Origin of the sequence: Pontibacter pudoricolor, assembly GCF_010092985.1 — a bacterium.
Lineage (GTDB): Bacteria > Bacteroidota > Bacteroidia > Cytophagales > Hymenobacteraceae > Pontibacter > Pontibacter pudoricolor.
In genome coordinates this window covers 239,149-256,259 of record NZ_CP048106.1, presented here as the reverse complement: position 1 = coordinate 256,259, position 17,111 = coordinate 239,149, and the positions used below count along the sequence as shown (strand labels likewise).

Here is a 17,111-nt window from a genome sequence, read left to right as displayed (position 1 = left end):
CTATAAAATCTATGAAATTCTTTTTGCTGGCTGCGGCTTTCGTTTTAATGGCTGCTTCTTTTACCTCCTGTTCCCAGAAAAATATGAATACAGAAAATAACGCTATCACGAAAGATGCTCAATTGGAGTGGTCCGGGGAATACATGGTTGATGGGTGCGGCTTTAAGTTAACTATAGATGGCAAAGACTATAAACCCGAGGATGAAAGCGCGATAGGCGAAGAGTTTAAACAGGAAGAAAATCTGATACCCGTAAAAGTAACCTACACCGAAACGGGCGAAATAATAGACCGTCGCTGTGGTTTGTCTACCCAGGACCGCTCTATGCCAGGCATCCGGATAATTTCTATCGAGAAACTATAGTTCTGAACTTTACTTTTTGATAGATGACAGCTCCCGAAATAATGGAACAACTTGCTGCCCTGGGTAGCCAGACCATCAAAAACATTTACCTTAAACACGGTGCCAAAGAACCGTTCTTTGGTGTGAAAGTCGGTGACCTGAAGCCTATCCAGAAAAGGCTGAAGAAGAACCATAGTTTAGCCAAAGAACTATACCAGACCGGAAACTCAGATGCCATGTACCTGGCCGGCCTTATTGCCGATGAGAAAGCCATGACCAAATCCGACCTGCAGGATTGGGTACATAACGCTGTTTGGTATATGCACTGTGAGTATACGGTTGCCTGGGTAGCTGCGGAAAGCAACTATGGTTTTGAGCTGGCCAAAGAATGGATAGCATCTGAGGACGAAAACATTGCTACTGCCGGCTGGGCCACTCTTGCAAGCCTGGTAGCTATAAAACCAGATACCGAACTGGACATAGAGTTTCTGAGTGCCCAACTAGACTACGTAGCAGAGGTAATTCAAAGCAGCCCTAACCGCGTGCGCTATGTTATGAATGGTTTTGTCATTGCCGTTGGTTGTTATGTATCTTCTCTCACCGAAAAAGCAAAAGCGGTGGCGCAAACTATAGGCAAGGTAAAAGTAAACATGGGTGATACTGCGTGCAAAACTCCGGAGGCTTACAGTTACATAGAGAAGCTGGAGGAAACCGGCCGCATTGGTAAAAAGAAGAAAACTGCCCGCTGCTGATAAACTATAAACCGGCGGCACTTCCGTATATTTGAGCTCGCAAAACTATAAACTATGGACGTACTCGGCATTATTCCGGCCCGCTATGCATCGACCCGCTTTCCGGGCAAACCCCTGACTGACATCAATGGCAAAACCATGATCCGTCGTGTTTATGAGCAGGCTACTGCATCCGGTTTATCAGAAGTTATAGTTGCCACCGACGACAACCGAATCTTTAATCATGTGCTGGATTTTGGCGGCAAAGTCATCATGACCGCCGAGCATCACCAGAGCGGCACCGATCGTTGTTTCGAAGCATACAAGCTGTACAATAAGCCATACGAGTTCATCATCAATATACAAGGCGACGAGCCCTTTATAAAGCCGGAGCAGATTGACCTTGTTGCCAGTTGTTTTACCCGCCCAAACACCCAACTGGCTACGCTGGTAAAAAAGATTACTACCGAGGATGAGTTATTTAATGTGAACGCCCCGAAAGTGGTACTTAGCAATAATGGCGACGCACTATACTTTAGCAGACAAGCTATACCTTACTGCCGCAACGTACCCCAGGACATCTGGCACAAGCAACACACCTACTATAAACACATCGGTATTTATGGTTACAGAGCTGATATTTTAGAGCAAATAACCCAGCTACCACCTTCCGCGCTGGAGCTGGCAGAATCGCTGGAGCAATTGCGCTGGCTGGAAAACGGTTATAAAATCACCACTGCCCTCACCGAGTTCGAAACTATAGGAATAGACTCTCCGGAAGACCTGGAGAAAGTACAGCACTTGTTTAATGAATAATGGCGAATAAGTAATGACTAATCGTGCTGTTTATAGTTAGCAAATAATGAGTTTAATAGTAATAAAGCAGGCTGTTTTAACTATAGTTTTGTTCCTGTTTTGCACCATGGCAACTATAGCACAGGCAACACTACAGAGCGGCCAATATTTAATTGATGAACAGGGGGAAGTTGCCTGCAAACTATCAGGCACAAAAGACAGTTTGAGACTAAACCCGGAACCAGTCCTAACTATCTGGGATTTTGAAGAGGCAGTTATTGCTTACCAGGAAACTATAAAAGGAAAAGCGCCTGTCATGCTGATCAGGCTGACGCCGGCAGGGCGACGCAAATTCCTGGAATTTTCAAGAGAGCATACCGGAGAAATATCCGGAACGGTGGTGAACGGAGAATTGCTTACCGCGATAAGAATAGCAACCGCTTTAGATATTCAATACCTGGAAATTCAAAATACATTATCTAAAAGACAACTTCAAAAATTGGCTGACAGAATCAATAATGAGATTAAAGCTACCAAATAGTACGTTATTGTTTTACTTACAAAGTTAGCACTAGCATTGCCCCTTACTTAATTCACTAACTCAAAAACTCACTAACTATAACTCACCCTCCTACCCGTTTCACTTTATAACCGGCAGCCTGTAGCGTTTGTATTACTTTATCCCGGAAATCACCCTGGATCAGGATTTCGCCATCTTTGGCTGAGCCTCCAACACCGCATTTGTTTTTCAGCATTTTGCCTAATTCTTTCAGGTCGTCATCAGTACCAATAAAACCTTCAACTAACGTAACCTGTTTGCCTCCCCTCGACTTCTTATCGAGCATTACTTTCAGGTTTTGCTGTTGAGGTGGCAACGTTTCTGCTTCGTGCTCCTGGTCATACTGGTAATTAAAATCAGAACTTGTAGAGTAAACTATACCCTGTCTGCCTTTCTTATTTTTATCGCTCATATTTCTTAATGACTAATTATTAATGAGTAATGAGTTAAGATAATGAGATATTATTAATTACTCATTCGTCATTACTCATTAGGAAGGTATAATAACCCTTAACGACTGCGGATTCATCTTTACTTCAAAACGGTCGGTTTTGCCCTTGTATTCGCCGTCTGCATGAAACATCATCGGCTCTTCGGTTTCAACTTTTACGTTTATAGTCTTAAAGTATTCTGCGCTTTGCAGGTTGGCCAGCTGTTTGGTAAGCATGCAATAGCTCAGGTTAATCGCTTTTACAAAGTCCAGTTGGCGCACCAGGCAAACATCCAGTAAGCCGTCCCTAATATCGGCAAGCGGAGCTATGTAGGCGTTATTGCCGTATTGTGCTGCATTGGCAAATGCCATTACAAAACAATCTGTAGCCAACTCCTGGTCGTTTATCCAGACTTTTACAGGCAAGTGCTTATAGTTGCGAACTTCTTTTAAAACCAGCTCTACATACGTTTTTAACCCACGCCGTTTGTTGCCTGCAAATACAGACGAGATATACGCATCAAAGCCTATACCTGCCGTAGTAAAAAACGGGATATCATTTATGGTTCCGCTGTCTATCTGCGATACCTGGCCGGTATTGAGGGCTTTGATCGCACTGTCCAGGTTTAACGGAAGCTGCAGGTGCCTTGCCAAACCGTTTCCAGAACCTTTAGGCAATATACCCAGGGCTGTATTGGTGTGCAGCAGGCCTTTTGCTACTTCGTTTACTGTTCCGTCGCCGCCTACTGCTACCACTATTTTATAGTTGTCGTTGGCTGCCGCTTGAGCCAGTTCGGTAGCATGTCCGGCATAGTCGGTATAAACTATATCATGGTCATGCGTTGTACTATCCAAGTATAATTTAATGCGGGCAGCCACATCTACCCTGCTCCTGGTGCCAGATACAGGGTTAATTATAAACCGGATACGCGGAAGTATACTCATGCAACAAAAGTAACTATACGAATGCTAAACAAAAAGCCCGGCCATAGAACTATGGCCGGGCTTAACTATAAATTGTTTTGTTATAGTTGGTACGTAAGTACAGGTCGGCTGGTGTGGTTAACCAGGTCCTCCGCAATACTTCCGCTTAGCAGATGCGACAAACCTGTACGGCCGTGGGTGGCCATCATGATCATGTCAGCATTAATATCTTCTGCAAAGTGCAGAATGCCATCTTCTTCTATAGTATCGTTATACACATTTATAGTATAGTTGTGCAGGTCATACTTATCGGCGGCATAAGCCAGTTTGCTGCGCAGGTTGCTGCTCGACTCAAACGCTCCCGGCGTATTAATGTAAACCAGGTGTAAACGCGCATCAAACAGTTTCTGGAAATATTTAAATGCATCCATTGCCTTACCTACTTCACGTCTGAAGTTGGAAGCCAGCACAATTTCTTTTATATCAAATTCTGGGTCCGATGTTTTTATAGTTAGTACCGGGCAGGTAGCAGTGCGAACTACTTTCTCGGTATTAGATCCGATCAGAAACTCGTCCATGCCGCTGGACCCTTTTGAGCCCATTACAACCAGGTCTATGTTATCAGCAGCAATTACACGCTTTATTTTACTTACAATGCTATCTACATCTACTTCCTGTACCACTTCCACGCCCGCATGACTTACCTTGGCTATCAGTTTGCTCATATTTGATTTTGTAGCTTCCATCAGGCGCATAATGTATAGTTGCTCCATATTGTCGTGATAAACTACATCGCCGGTAGCGCTGAAGCTTGCAGAACGTGGCATTTCCACTACGTGCAGTAACTTAATGGCAGCACCAGTACGGCGGGCTATGTTTATAGCTACTTCAAAAGCGTATTGGGCCTGTTCTGAAAAGTCTGTTGGTACAAGAATGCGTCTCATGCGGTTTGTTTAGTTGGGTTTCTGATGTTTCAAAAGTAGAATACTCTGTTTCCTTAAACTATGATATATATCAATTTACTAATTTAATTTATAGTATAGCTATATATACGCAACAAAAAAACGAAAGCCCACCATTTGGCAGGCTTTCGTTTATGTTATATAACTATAGCTTATTGTCCGATCTTCGCGATCAGGTCAGCAGCTCTGTTAGAGTAACCGGTTTCGTTATCGTACCAGCCTACTACTTTTACAAGTGTTTCGTTCGCTGAAGTAAGCTCTGCATCAAAAATACAAGAGTGTGGGTTGCCAACGATATCGATAGAAACAATCGGATCTTCGGTATACTCCAGAATGCCTTTCATTTCACCTTCAGCAGCCTTTTTCATCGCCGCATTAATTTCTTCTTTTGTAACCGGTCTCTTTAAGATACAGGTTAAGTCTGTAAGAGAGCCATCCGGAATAGGCACGCGCATTGCAACGCCATCCAGTTTACCTTTAAGGTGTGGCAATACAAGACCTACCGCCTTAGCAGCACCAGTAGATGTTGGGATGATAGAGTAAGCAGCAGCACGCGCTCTTCTCAGGTCGCTATGTGGCGAATCCTGCAGGCTCTGATCAGAAGTATATGCGTGCACAGTTGTAATATAGCCTTTCTCGATACCGAAAGTATCGTCAAGTACTTTAGCCATTGGTGCAAGGCAGTTTGTTGTGCACGATGCGTTGGAAACTATAGTTTCATCACCTTTCAGGATGTCTTCGTTCACGCCTAGTACAACTGTAGGTATGTTACCTTTTGCAGGTGCAGAGATAACTACTTTTTTAGCACCGGCTTCCAGGTGACCGCCAGCGCCCTGCTCGTCCACAAAACGACCAGTTGATTCAAGTACTACATCTACGCCAAGCTGTCCCCAAGGCAGGTTTTTAGGCTCGCGCTCAGCTGTAATTCTGATTTCACGGCCATTTACGATAATGCCGTTATCAGTAGCTTCTACCGTGCCATCAAACTTGCCATGTACGGAGTCATACTTAAGCAAATGGGCGAGTGTTTTAGTATTGGTAAGGTCGTTGATAGCAACTACTTCTACATTCTCTTTCTGGAGCAGTGCCTTAAAAGTAAGTCTACCGATACGGCCAAAACCGTTAATTGCAACTTTAATTTTAGACATGATATCTATGTTTGGTATGATGAGTATTTAATATGGTGCGAAGTTACGATTAGCTTATAGTAAAACCAATATTTTTTTCTACCCTGACAACGAAGCAATTACGGTTTGGTTCGGTTTTTTTTGGCTTAAATGTTTTGCAAAACATTTTTGTAGCCTATATTTGCATCACCAATCAGCAAATGGTTGGTAAAACACAGCACGGTCCGTTCGTCTAGGGGTTAGGACTTCAGATTTTCATTCTGGCAACAGGGGTTCGATTCCCCTACGGACTACTATAGTAAAAAAGCCACTCCACGTTAAATGTAACGGCTTTTTTGGTTCAATAAATTTCCCCTTCGATTTGGTTTATCGAACTATAAGGGTGCAGATCGTTTTCTAAAATGTTTAATTCTTTTTAATTTCTGCTACGCTTGTTTCGTAGAGAATGATTGTCAACCTTTAAATACGACAGCCTATATCTCTGATAAAAAATGTTCATGCTATTGAATTAGAAAATTAGTCTTCTATTTCAAATGAAAAACCCATCTCATCCTCTCCTCTACCACCTATACCATCGAACCTTATTTTGGTATCAGAAATTATAGTAATTGCCAGCCAAGCTTCTTCCTGGCCATCATTCATAAAGACTAATTTCCCGGTACCTTTATCTATTTTCCATTGGTGAGCACCACTCCAATTGTTATTATAGCTTATGTCAAAAGATTTAGCGTTACAATTATAAGTGTGTTCTTCTGATTTAATGTTCTTTGTTAGGGTAGTTGAACTAAAAGAAAACGTCCCTTCAACAAATCTAGTTTTATCATAAATTCCAGCCGGATAACACGTTTTGTTACCTAAATTTTTAAAATTAAATTGCTCTTCTCCATCTACAATATAGGATGTAAGTTTCCATGGGCTTCCATTTATCAGCCTGGTTACTATGCCCAGCGTAGCTTTAAATGCAACAGGAGCTCCATTTACCAAAGTGCCATCCCCTTTTCTCACCATCGCTTCAACTCTTTGATCCGCGGAAGGCGTTTGATGCATCTTCCAGGTTACTTCAGTCATGCCTTGGGCATCAGTAACTGTCTTAGCTGCGCTTAAGGTACCATTTCCTGATTTAACAGTCCATTCTACCTCTATGTCCTTCAAGGCATTTCCATCTGCATCTATCACTTTTACTTTCAAAGGCTTCGCTAACAGCTTACCCGGTTCACCTTCCTGGTTATTTCCGTCTACCAGCGAAACAGCATGTGGTTGAGCAGGCCTGTAAATAGCAGTCACTTTTTTGGTAAGAAGCACGCCCAGGTTATTATCCGTAAATAAAACATCAAAACTGAATGGCTTATCCTGCAGGCCGGTAGCAGTGCTGGTTGCAACAAGGTTAAACTTACCATCTGCTGCAGGAGTAGCCGAGAGTTGAATCTTGGCATCGGAGATATTCTTAAAAGCTACTTTACCGGATGGTAGTGGTAGTTCTTTCTTAGCAGCCTGGGTCTTTATCGGATCTTTATATTCCGGGATGCTTGGGCCGGACCCAAAGAACCAGCTTTTGATTTTATTGGTAGTTGCCAAAATGGTATTGTACGATTCCTGCATTTTGGCCAGGTACTTGAAGGTAGTGGCAAAAAAGGCTACAGAAGAACCGGCATCTGTTTTTACCAGTGTTCGGTATTCACCATTTAAGGTCAGCACTTTTGCTTTATCTTTGTTAAAGACAGTCTCATCTGCTGCTGCTTGTCTTCCACCGGGAATTACCACGCCTACACGGTTACCAGAAAATGATTCAAGTATTGTCTCTGCCACACCTTTTAACAGGGCTATTCTTTGTGCTTCAGAATGTGCCTTCACAAAAAAACCAACACTTGTGGCCATACAAGCTGCGGCTGCTACCTTATCAAATAACAATGGGGAAGGAAGCATAGCTAACTGTGTACCAAGAAATAAGCTTACAGAACCGGCAATCATGCTTTTTACAAAGTTCTTCCCGGTTCTGTAAATTTCTTCGCCGGGGTCGGCAGTATTATTTATTCTATAGTTATTCGGATCAGGCTCATCTAAACTAAACTCGCTTTCATCTGGTGTTATACTTTGCAGCATGTAGGCTAGCTTTAACTGTTCTTCAGCAGTCAGTTTAGAGAAGTTCTCTTTCACAGCCTGGTTCTGCTGATTCAATACAGCTATGTAGGCAGGATCCAACTGTATAATAGGATCATTTACATACGCTTGCAGTTTTTTCGCAACAGCATCTAATTCAGTTGTAAAGGCATTGGCCACAGCAGCAGGGTTAGTTATCGTCGTATAAGCTCCTACTGTCAAATCAAGTTGCTTACTGATACCTATTCCGCTGTAATTAACCACTACATTTCCGGAAGCAAGTACAGGCATGATAAAAAGTACCTGGTTAGAATCCCCGGCAAAAACCTGCACGTCCAGTTCTCCAACTTTAATTACAGAAGTAGAAGTAATCTCAGGTTTATCTGCCGCCTGAGAAATTACTATTTGCCCGGGAGTAGCTGTTTTAGTAAGAAGTGAAATAGACTCTGTAGCAGCGGGTGACGGATTCTCTGATGAACTACAGGCTACGACAAAGAAAATTGTTAAGAAAAAGAGTATGTATCTTTTCATATGCTTACACTAAGGGTGAATGAGATGTAAAAAGTAATAATTTATCAAGCATTATAACAACTTTACAATATAGTAATATTCGATAATATAAATATTTAAATATAATTTAGACTCCCTCACCGCACGAGAAAAATATTACATATACACCTTAATATTAGTGATATGAAGCAGAAGCGGCATTCTAGGGTTGTAAAAAGCCTAAAAATAATCAGGGAATATTCTTAGCCAGTTAATATATTATCGTCTGCTCTATATTTTTATTAAACCCACTTAGTGTGTATCAGCTTTTGAATATGATAATTCGTTTTTCTAAATCCGGTACAGGGGAAGTATTACAAAAACGATCAGTACTCTCTACATTTTTATAGTCATTTCCCCTCTGCATTGACCATTCATATCTGTAAAAAAGGTTTAATCACATGATCAACCCTTTTGAGAAATATTTCTTTCGCACCAGTTATTGCATGAGGTAGAGTTCTGTTTTTCGGTTGTCTTTGCCTTTCTGGTCGCGCACTTCGTGCTCCAGGGTGATGACAAACTGCTTTTTAGGGAAATACTTCTCGATGTGGTGCTTCACCTGCAGGGCCCGGTGATGGCTCACATACTCCTTTGCCTGGGCCGTGCCATAGCCATCCGAGTAGCCTTTGACCACGAAGGCAGTGCCTGGTGGCTGCTGGTTTAAGAACCTGGCCAGGGCCGACACTTCTTCCAGGTTCAGGTAGATGCTGTTAAAGGCATAAAATAACTTCAGGCCCGGAGCAGCGGCTCTTGTTTTCACGGCCGGCGTAGTGGTTACTTCCTCTGCAACAGGCACCAGGTCCGCTTTCACTTCTTCGATAGCCGGGGCAGGCTTTTCCAGCAGGTAGGCCGTGTAAAAGTAGTCCTGCTCCCTGGAAGCAGAAATCCACATCTGGCGCTCTGCCGCTTTTTTGTAGTAGGCATTATAGCTGCCGGCCACATTGATGAAAGGGGCCAGCTTAGTGGCAGCACCCGCCCTGCCGGCAGCCAGATCCAATGGCGAGCTGTAGTTATAGGCTGCCGCTTCTTCCTTTCGGGAAAAGTAAAGCGTGTCGTTGGCCATATACGGGGCAAACTCTGCCTGGCGGGTATTCACCGCTTTGCCCAGGCTGCCGGGCTTGCTCCAGCGGTTGTTTTCCCACTTGCTCACATACAGGTCTTCGTAGCCCTGCGAACGGCCCAGGTCTGCCGCTACCAGCAGCGTGTTCTTGTCTTGTGAGAGGAACAGGCCCAGGTTACGGGAATGGTTCTTTAGTTTGGGCAGTTTACGCTCCCCTGTTTTTTCAAAGCTTCCGTCCTTTAAAGTATAGAACGCAAGCATCTCCTGGTTGCGGCCATTCTTGTGGTACACATAGAGTTCGCCCTTACCGCCTCCGATCACCGCATTCAGCACCCCGGTGTTCAGCGCCAGCTCCTTTTTAGAGGTTTCACTTCTGCCCCGCTGCTCGGAGTAGATAAACTGCCCCTGTGCTTCTTTGAGGGTATAGACCAGCAGCCCGTTTTCCAGTAATATAAAATCGGCCAGCTCGGCTTTGGTTTGCTTTAGCTCCACCTGTGCCCGGACGGCAGTAGCGCCTGCCAGTAAAAAGGCGACCGTATAAATTATCTTCTTCATTGTCTTTTTTCTTCCGCTTACCACATCGTTACTTTTTTGCCATACTTCGGATACTTCACCGCCAGCAGGTTATAGATGAGCATGAGCTCGTTGGTGGCTTTATCCAGGTACCGGGCATCCGCCGTGGGCACTTCGTACACATACCCCAGGCGCAACTGCTTCAGCCTTACGCCCCCCTGCAGCGAGTAGGCCAGGTCCCGGCGGTAACCCGCTCCCAGCCACAGCATGTTCTGGTATACTGCCTTCACCTGGCCTTCCATGGTCTCTTCCAGCTTTGCATCGTAGCGGTACAGGCCATTCACCACCAGGCCGACCTGCTCTGAGAGGGCGGCACGGTAGCCGGCCTGCACCACGTGCTGCCAGGGAAAGCTGTTGGCCAGGTAATCGTCCCCGGTAGTCATTTTACCTTTCAGGATGTCCTGCATCGCGTAGCCCAGGTAGAAATTCTCAGCTGTCAGCACCAGGCCCATGTTCAGGTCCAGTTTGCCTACCTTGCCACTCTCCCCCTTAAAGCCCTCGAACTCCGGGTCGCCTTCCTGGTCCATCGTCAGCTTGCTGGCATCCAGCTGCTGGGAGCTGTAGGTGGCGGCAGCCCCCCAGCGCAGACTCAGCTTCTCTGACAAGCGCACGCGCGTGCCGTAGCTCAGGTGCAGCTGCGTTTCGGTGAAGGGGCCAAAACGGTCGTTTAGAACAGCCAGGCCGAATGCGTGCCTGGCGCCCAGCTGGCGGTTATAGGTGTCCGTTTCACTTGTTTGCAGCAGACCATCCTTCTTCCACGATGCCAGGTCGGCCAGGTCCAGCTCGGCGGAGGCAAAAATGGTTTTGGGCGCGTCTTCAAAGCCCGTCCACTGGTTGCGGTAATAGGTCTTGAGCATGGAGCCTTCGTAGCCGGTCAGGGCCGGGTTAAAGTAGTGCTGAAACAGCGAGAAGTTGGCCACATGCTTTCTGTTCTGGGCACTTGCCCCCAGCACAGAAGCCACCAGGGCGATGGTTAAATATATCTTTTTCATTTTGATTACTTTTTAAGAATGGTCACAACACCTTTTTTCACCAGGTTGATGTCCCGTACCTGCACGATGTAGAAGAAAGCCCCCTGCAGGACCTGCCCGTTTGCGCTGCGTCCGTCCCAGGCCATTTCCGGATCCGTGGTATGGAACAGGCGTACGCCCGAGCGGTCAAACACTTCCACTTCCACCTGGTTGTAGAAGCGCAGCTCAGGGATGCTCCAGCTGTCGTTGATGCCGTCACCGTTGGGCGAGAAGGCATTCACGATCTTGAGTTTATCAACCGCCACGCCATAGTTTCCTTTGGTCAGGGTAAACGCTTTTTCAATCGTGTTCTGGTAAGGGTCTGTGCTGCGCACCCGGAAGCTGAAAGTAGTTTTACCGGACAGGCCGTTGTTTGACTTCAGGTATACCTTATCGCCCGAGATCTCAAACAGGCTGTTGTCGCTATCGCCGCTGCCGGCTACCAGGGTATATACAAACTGGGTATCATCCGGGTCGGTGGTCGTAAGGGTGCCGATCACATCGTCTGCCTGCACATTTGGGGCAAAGGTAGTCGCACTGAAGGCCAGTGCCGTCGGCACTTTGTTTGGCTCCACAACAACGGTGATGGTCGCTGTTTTGCTGCTTTGGTTGGTCGTGTTTGGTGCAGCAATAAGCTGACCGCTTAGCACGTAGGTGCCGGCCACCAGGCCATTGTAAGTGCCCGCTGCCCACGTGACCCCGATCGCTTCCTGCTCTCCGTTGGTGTAAGTGACCGCTACAGTGGCCGGAAGCGGCACACTGGCAAAGGCTGTCCTGATCGGCACGGTGATGGTAGCAAGTGTGGCCACCGAAGCGATGTCCTGGCGAACGGTGACTGTCTGGGTCGCCGTCGTTTTGTTGCCAGATGCATCGGTTGCCGTCCAGGTCACTGTGGTTGTGCCTGCCGGGTAGTGCGTTGGCGCATCGTTGGTTACATCTATAGCTGCAGCATCGCAGTTATCAGCCGTAACCGGCGTTCCCAGGTCTACGTTGGAAGCAGTCGTTTTGCCGGCATCCACGTCTACTACCACGTCTGCCGGGGCCGTTATCGTTGGGGCGATGTGATCCACGATGGTAACTGTAGCGGCAGCTATGGCTGTGTTACCGGCTTTGTCGGTTACAGTTAAGTTAACCGTGTTCTCACCCAGGTTGCTGCACCCAAATGTATCCTTATCAAGCGTCAGCGTTGCAACACCACAATTGTCAGTTGAGTTATCGTTCACCTGCGCTGCCGTAAGGGTTACCGAACCGTTTGCATCCAGTTCAACGGTAATGTTTCTGGCAAGGGCCGTTGGCGCGATCTCATCAACTATAGTTACTATAGCCTCTTTTTTAGCAACGTTGCCGTTCACATCCGTTACCGTTAAAGTTACCGTGTTCTCTCCCAGGTGAGCGCAGCCAAACTCCGCTTTATCGAGTTTGTAAGAGGCAATCCCGCAGTTGTCGCTAGAGCCGTTATCGATCTGAACTGTTGTTATAGTAGCATTACCTGTAGCATCAAGCGAAACCGTGATGTTTTGGGTAAGTACTACTGGCTTGGTATCGTCCTTAACCACTACCTGCTGGGGTTGGGTAAAGCTGTTACCCGCTCCATCCTCATAGGTCCAGGTAATGGTATAGGTACCCTGCTCAGTGTATTCTAAAGGATCTGGAGTAGTACCGGTAAGCGTGCCAGACACATTGTCGGTAGCGGTCGGGGCAGTAACAGTAGCTGAGCACTGTCCTGTTATAGTTGGCAGTGTAGCTATAGTTGGTACCGGGGCTTCTTTATCTGTTACCGTTACCAGCTGCGTAGCGGTGGCTGAATTGCCTGCCACATCTGTCACCGTCCAGGTGACAGTGGTATTGCCAACCGGGAAAGTAACAGGTGCATCATTGGTTATACTGGCTACTGAACAATTATCAGCTGTTACAGCAGTTCCTAACGCTACCTCTGAAGCTGTATTTTTACCGGCATCGGTGTTAACTGTTACGGCTACAGGAGCCGTTATAGTTGGCTTGATCAAATCAACTATAGTGACTGTAGCCGTGGCCGTTTCGCTGTTGCCGCTTAAATCCGTTACGGTTAGGGTCACGGTGTTTGCACCCAGGTTATTGCAATCAAACGAAGTCCTGGACAAGGTCATTGATGCAATGCCACCGTTATCAGTCGTGTTATTGTTAACCTGATCTGCAGTTATAGTAGCTGTACCATTTACATCTAACTGTATCGTTAAATCCTGTGTTATTACAACCGGAGCTAGATTATCAATTACAGTAACTATTGCAGTTGCAGTTCCTACATTTCCGTTTACATCCGTAGCTGTAAGTACAACTGTATTTTTACCTAAATTTGCATCAGTAAATGTGCTTGGGCTTACTTCAACTGTGGCGATTCCACAATTATCAGTTACACCGGCATTTACATCTGCTACTGTAATAGAAGCATTACCAGTTGCATCTAAGTATACGGTTGCGTCTTTTGCAAAAACAACATCTTCTGTCTGAACAAATACATGAAGCTTTTTAGTAGTATAATCTACAGCGTTGCTGGCAAAAGTCCAGTCAGTGTGTTCACTAGGCCGGCTTCCAATACCCATATCAAGTATTTCACCAGCTGCATCTGACCAACGGTTAAAAGCAAGTAGCGTTTCGCCTGTTCCAAAGTTATGCACCTGGAAAGAGCCGTAACAGTTTTCACCATCTCTTATGTCATCAAAGTCATAAATATTATTGTTTGCACCTTGCAGACCTAAAGAATTAGTTACAGAGTAACACTGTGACCATATCTCTATGTTTCCAGTAGCTATGCCTGTCGCATTCGTTAATCCTGAGTTCGAACTTGCCACAACATTCATGTTGCTCACCTTTTGCTGGAAGCCATCAACTCCGGTAGGTATACCCAGTTTAGAAACATCCTGGCTAAAGGCATCCATAGATACCCATACCCATTTGTTATCTAATTCCATTGCGTAAGCGATACGAGTAATGGTTTTACCCTGTAAAGCTGCAGCATTGTTTATAGTATAAGGTATCTGGCTCTGATCATCCCAGTTCGCATAGTTTGGAAGATCAAGTGAATAAGCGAGATTATAATGGGCTGCTTCATAAACTTCGCTAGCTATAGTAGCAGGTGCAGCAAATGATGGCTCTCCTGGCTTTCTGATATCCTTAACTCTAACTGTCTGTTCCTGCGTGGTTTTGTTACCAGCACCATCTGTATAAGTCCAGTTTATAGTATAGGTACCTTGAGCAGTATATGTTACAGGATCTGTAGTTGTTCCGGTAATAGTACCGGAAACATTATCGGAAGCAGTTGGCGCTGTTACAGTGGCTGAACACTCCCCAGTAATAGTTGGCAGCGTGGCTATAGTTGGAACAGGACCTTCTTTATCTTCTACTGTTACTATTTGTGTAGCTGTAGCTGAATTTCCTACTGCATCTGTTACTGTCCAGGTTACTGTTGTATTTCCTATCGGGAAAGTTCCAGGTGCATCGTTGGTTGTTGTACCTAACTCGCAGTTGTCTGCAGTTACTGGTGTTCCAAGTGTAACTCCAGATGCTGTAGTCTTTCCGGCATCATTACTTACGGTTACTGTTGCAGGCGCAGTTATAGTTGGCTTTACGTTATCTACTACTGTTACTTTTTGAGTATGAGTAGTAACGTTGCCATTTGCATCCGTTGCCGTCCAGATCACATCTGTTGTACCAACCGGGTAAACGCCACTTGCATCTGAAGTGCCGTTAAAGCTATTTACCAGGGTTGTCCCATTACAGTTGTCTGTAACAAGTGGTTTTGGAACCGTAACTGATGCCTCGCAAACATTTGGGTTTACAGTAGCATAATGTAAGGTAATTGTACCACCTCTAAAGTATATTCCATTCCACCAGGAGTATATAGTCAGGTTGTTTGTACCGCCATATACATAATTTGGTATAGTTTTATCAAAGCTGACATGGAGTGTTTTTGTTTCCTGGTTCGGATTGAAATCCCCAATACCCGAACCTGATATACTTGGACTAACAGCTGCTGAATAAGGTGAGTATACCGTGTAGCTAACGGAGTAGCCCGTAATGACTGCTCCAGCTGGCAAAGGATCCTGAAAATTAATGATAGCTGGATAACTTCCTGCAAAAGCATTATTATTAGGCAGGGTAACCGTCTTCGTTCCGGTTCCTGTATTTAGGCCTACATTTTTGGTAATATCTGCCGCTGCAGCTATAGTTGGCTTTTCTGTATCTGTTACAATTACATTAAATGAGCAGGTTACAGAATTTCCTAAATTATCAGTTGCTTTAAATGTATTTACTGTAGTACCTACTGGAAAACTTGATCCGCTTGGCAGACCTGCCGTTTGAGTTAGTGTAACTGTATTTGTTGGATTACTAACTATAATTTGACCGTTCCCTATGCGATCACCTTGTGTATGTATTACATCCGTAGCCCCACTAAAAGAAAAGCTGCTTCCACCACCGGCACCAGTCCATGCCCCGCCGCCGCCGCCATAATAGCCGCCACCAGCTCCTCCGCCACTAGTAGATGGTGCACCATTACCACCAGTACCTAATGTACCAGGAGTACCTTGGTAATATTCATACCAAAACCCGCCTGCTCCACCAGCAGTCTGTGTGCCTCCTTTACCTCCCGAAGCACCCGCAGCATCACCTGTTTTTCCGTCTGCACCTGTCAGTTCTCCACCATTACCACCGTCATCTCCAGCTTGAAAATTGTAAGCCGCTCCGCCGCCGCCGCCAGCTACGATTATACGATTACTTAATGAGGTTCCATTAAGTCTGATATCAGAAGCGCCGCCGCCACCGCCGCCACTGTAACTGCTCATCGCATTTTGTCCTAGGCCACCACCATTATAGCCTCCCGGCGACATTACAGTAGACTCTCCGTCGCTGCCTTTGCCTCCCACATACAGATAAAGTACATCCCCGGGATTTACTGCAATATTAGCTTGCAACCTGCCGCCATTTCCTGGAATATGTGAAACTTTAGGGTAAGCATATCCGCCACTGGCACCAATTACATCAACTTTAAGTGAAGTAACACCGGCAGGTACAGTGTATGTTTGGACACCTCCTGTATAGTTAAATTCATCTTTAATAGTAGGGACAGGATCTGTAAAATTAACTTTAGCATTGCAGGAGCTAGCTGTGTTTGCATTAATATCTGCAGGACACGTCATCTGCAGGCCTTGCGCATTAGCAGAACTAACTGTCAGAGTAAATGGTAAGAGGATGAGCAAAAGCATGCTACCTATGGCTTGAAATGAGCAAGTATAACTCCCCTTACTTATCTGATGGCCTGACTTGTTTAAAGGCACCATTTCAGTCTTGTCTGAAATCACTTTAAGCAAAAGAGACCTGAGCCGTGTTAATCCGCAGGATTTGGGATAGTCCCACAAAGCGGATAACTGCATGTAAAATTGTTCCATATAAAAAGGTTGGTTGTTTATTATTATTCTGAAAATGAAAACGGCTGCACGGCCTTGTCTGAAAAGCCTTGAACTATAGCTACAACGAGCTCAGCATTACTGCAAAAGGATAGCAGTAATTTGCATGGCGGCTGCCCGGTTAAGGCTCACGCCCAGAACACTCAGCAGAGAGCGCAGCAACTTGTTTCATAAGAAGAGGGTAAAGGGTTGGCTATAAATTGAAATCATGCATTGTAAAATGTTACTCCATAAAAAAGCCGAAGCTGCATTATCATTGTTATTGGTAGCGGGGCAGGAAGCGGAAAAAGAGAAAATATGCTATAGTTAACATCAGTTAAAACAGGCAGCAGCAAGATTGTAAACAACTCTGCAACAACACGTTAACAAACCTTCAAATACCTGCCTATAGTTAGGTTTCTGCACAGGGCAGGATCTTTGTGTAGCGCTGATAATTAGTGCATTAGATTCTTCCCGCAAGTTACAGGTTGTGCTTTTCACCTTCTAATATAAAGTTGCACTAATTTGTCCTG

The 17,111-nt window shown here is 45.3% G+C and carries 12 protein-coding genes and 1 tRNA gene; 5 read left to right on the top strand and 8 right to left on the bottom strand.

Going from position 1 to position 17,111, the window contains the following annotated elements; all coding sequences use genetic code 11:
- The first annotated feature begins 11 nt into the window (after window positions 1–11).
- Genes GSQ66_RS01120 through GSQ66_RS01105 form a run of 4 tightly spaced genes read left to right on the top strand, consistent with a single transcriptional unit; the run spans window position 12 to window position 2,408 of the window.
- Window positions 12–362 (top strand): hypothetical protein, encoded by a 351-nt coding sequence (locus tag GSQ66_RS01120; RefSeq protein WP_162425764.1) that lies wholly within the window; start codon window positions 12–14, stop codon window positions 360–362.
- A gap of 41 nt (window positions 363–403) precedes the next feature.
- On the top strand, window positions 404–1,093 hold the full coding sequence (locus GSQ66_RS01115; protein ID WP_238395772.1) for a DNA alkylation repair protein: 690 nt from the start codon (window positions 404–406) through the stop codon (window positions 1,091–1,093).
- A 54-nt stretch (window positions 1,094–1,147) separates the two neighbouring features.
- Window positions 1,148–1,888, top strand: a complete 741-nt coding sequence (gene kdsB / locus GSQ66_RS01110; protein WP_162425762.1) for a 3-deoxy-manno-octulosonate cytidylyltransferase — start codon at window positions 1,148–1,150, stop codon at window positions 1,886–1,888.
- A 46-nt stretch (window positions 1,889–1,934) separates the two neighbouring features.
- On the top strand, window positions 1,935–2,408 hold the full coding sequence (locus tag GSQ66_RS01105) for a hypothetical protein (protein WP_162425761.1): 474 nt from the start codon (window positions 1,935–1,937) through the stop codon (window positions 2,406–2,408).
- Between the two features lie 82 nt (window positions 2,409–2,490).
- Here GSQ66_RS01105 and GSQ66_RS01100 read toward each other — a convergent pair whose 3' ends face one another.
- The 4 genes from GSQ66_RS01100 to gap form a co-directional block, all read right to left on the bottom strand.
- Window positions 2,491–2,838: a translation initiation factor gene (locus GSQ66_RS01100; protein WP_162425760.1), complete on the bottom strand. Its 348-nt coding sequence runs from the start codon at window positions 2,836–2,838 to the stop codon at window positions 2,491–2,493.
- Window positions 2,839–2,916: 78 nt separating this feature from the next.
- On the bottom strand, window positions 2,917–3,801 hold the full coding sequence (locus GSQ66_RS01095) for a diacylglycerol/lipid kinase family protein (RefSeq protein WP_162425759.1): 885 nt from the start codon (window positions 3,799–3,801) through the stop codon (window positions 2,917–2,919).
- Window positions 3,802–3,881: 80 nt separating this feature from the next.
- Window positions 3,882–4,724, bottom strand: coding sequence for a universal stress protein (locus GSQ66_RS01090; protein WP_162425758.1), 843 nt, complete (start codon window positions 4,722–4,724; stop codon window positions 3,882–3,884).
- Window positions 4,725–4,894: 170 nt separating this feature from the next.
- Window positions 4,895–5,890 (bottom strand): type I glyceraldehyde-3-phosphate dehydrogenase, encoded by a 996-nt coding sequence (gap, locus tag GSQ66_RS01085; RefSeq protein ID WP_162425757.1) that lies wholly within the window; start codon window positions 5,888–5,890, stop codon window positions 4,895–4,897.
- A gap of 200 nt (window positions 5,891–6,090) precedes the next feature.
- On the opposite strand from gap, the gene GSQ66_RS01080 reads away from it, so the two are divergent.
- Window positions 6,091–6,162 (top strand) — tRNA-Glu (locus GSQ66_RS01080).
- 223 nt (window positions 6,163–6,385) lie between these two features.
- Here GSQ66_RS01080 and GSQ66_RS01075 read toward each other — a convergent pair.
- From GSQ66_RS01075 to GSQ66_RS01060, 4 genes are all read right to left on the bottom strand, one after another.
- On the bottom strand, window positions 6,386–8,497 hold the full coding sequence (locus GSQ66_RS01075; protein WP_162425756.1) for an Ig-like domain-containing protein: 2,112 nt from the start codon (window positions 8,495–8,497) through the stop codon (window positions 6,386–6,388).
- Window positions 8,498–8,954: 457 nt separating this feature from the next.
- Window positions 8,955–10,130, bottom strand: coding sequence for an OmpA family protein (locus GSQ66_RS01070; RefSeq protein ID WP_162425755.1), 1,176 nt, complete (start codon window positions 10,128–10,130; stop codon window positions 8,955–8,957).
- A gap of 17 nt (window positions 10,131–10,147) precedes the next feature.
- A complete protein-coding gene (locus GSQ66_RS01065; protein ID WP_162425754.1) occupies window positions 10,148–11,140 on the bottom strand; it encodes a PorP/SprF family type IX secretion system membrane protein in 993 nt (330 codons plus the stop codon).
- A gap of 5 nt (window positions 11,141–11,145) precedes the next feature.
- Window positions 11,146–16,398 (bottom strand): glycine-rich protein, encoded by a 5,253-nt coding sequence (locus tag GSQ66_RS01060; RefSeq protein ID WP_162425753.1) that lies wholly within the window; start codon window positions 16,396–16,398, stop codon window positions 11,146–11,148.
- Window positions 16,399–17,111: the final 713 nt, after the last annotated feature.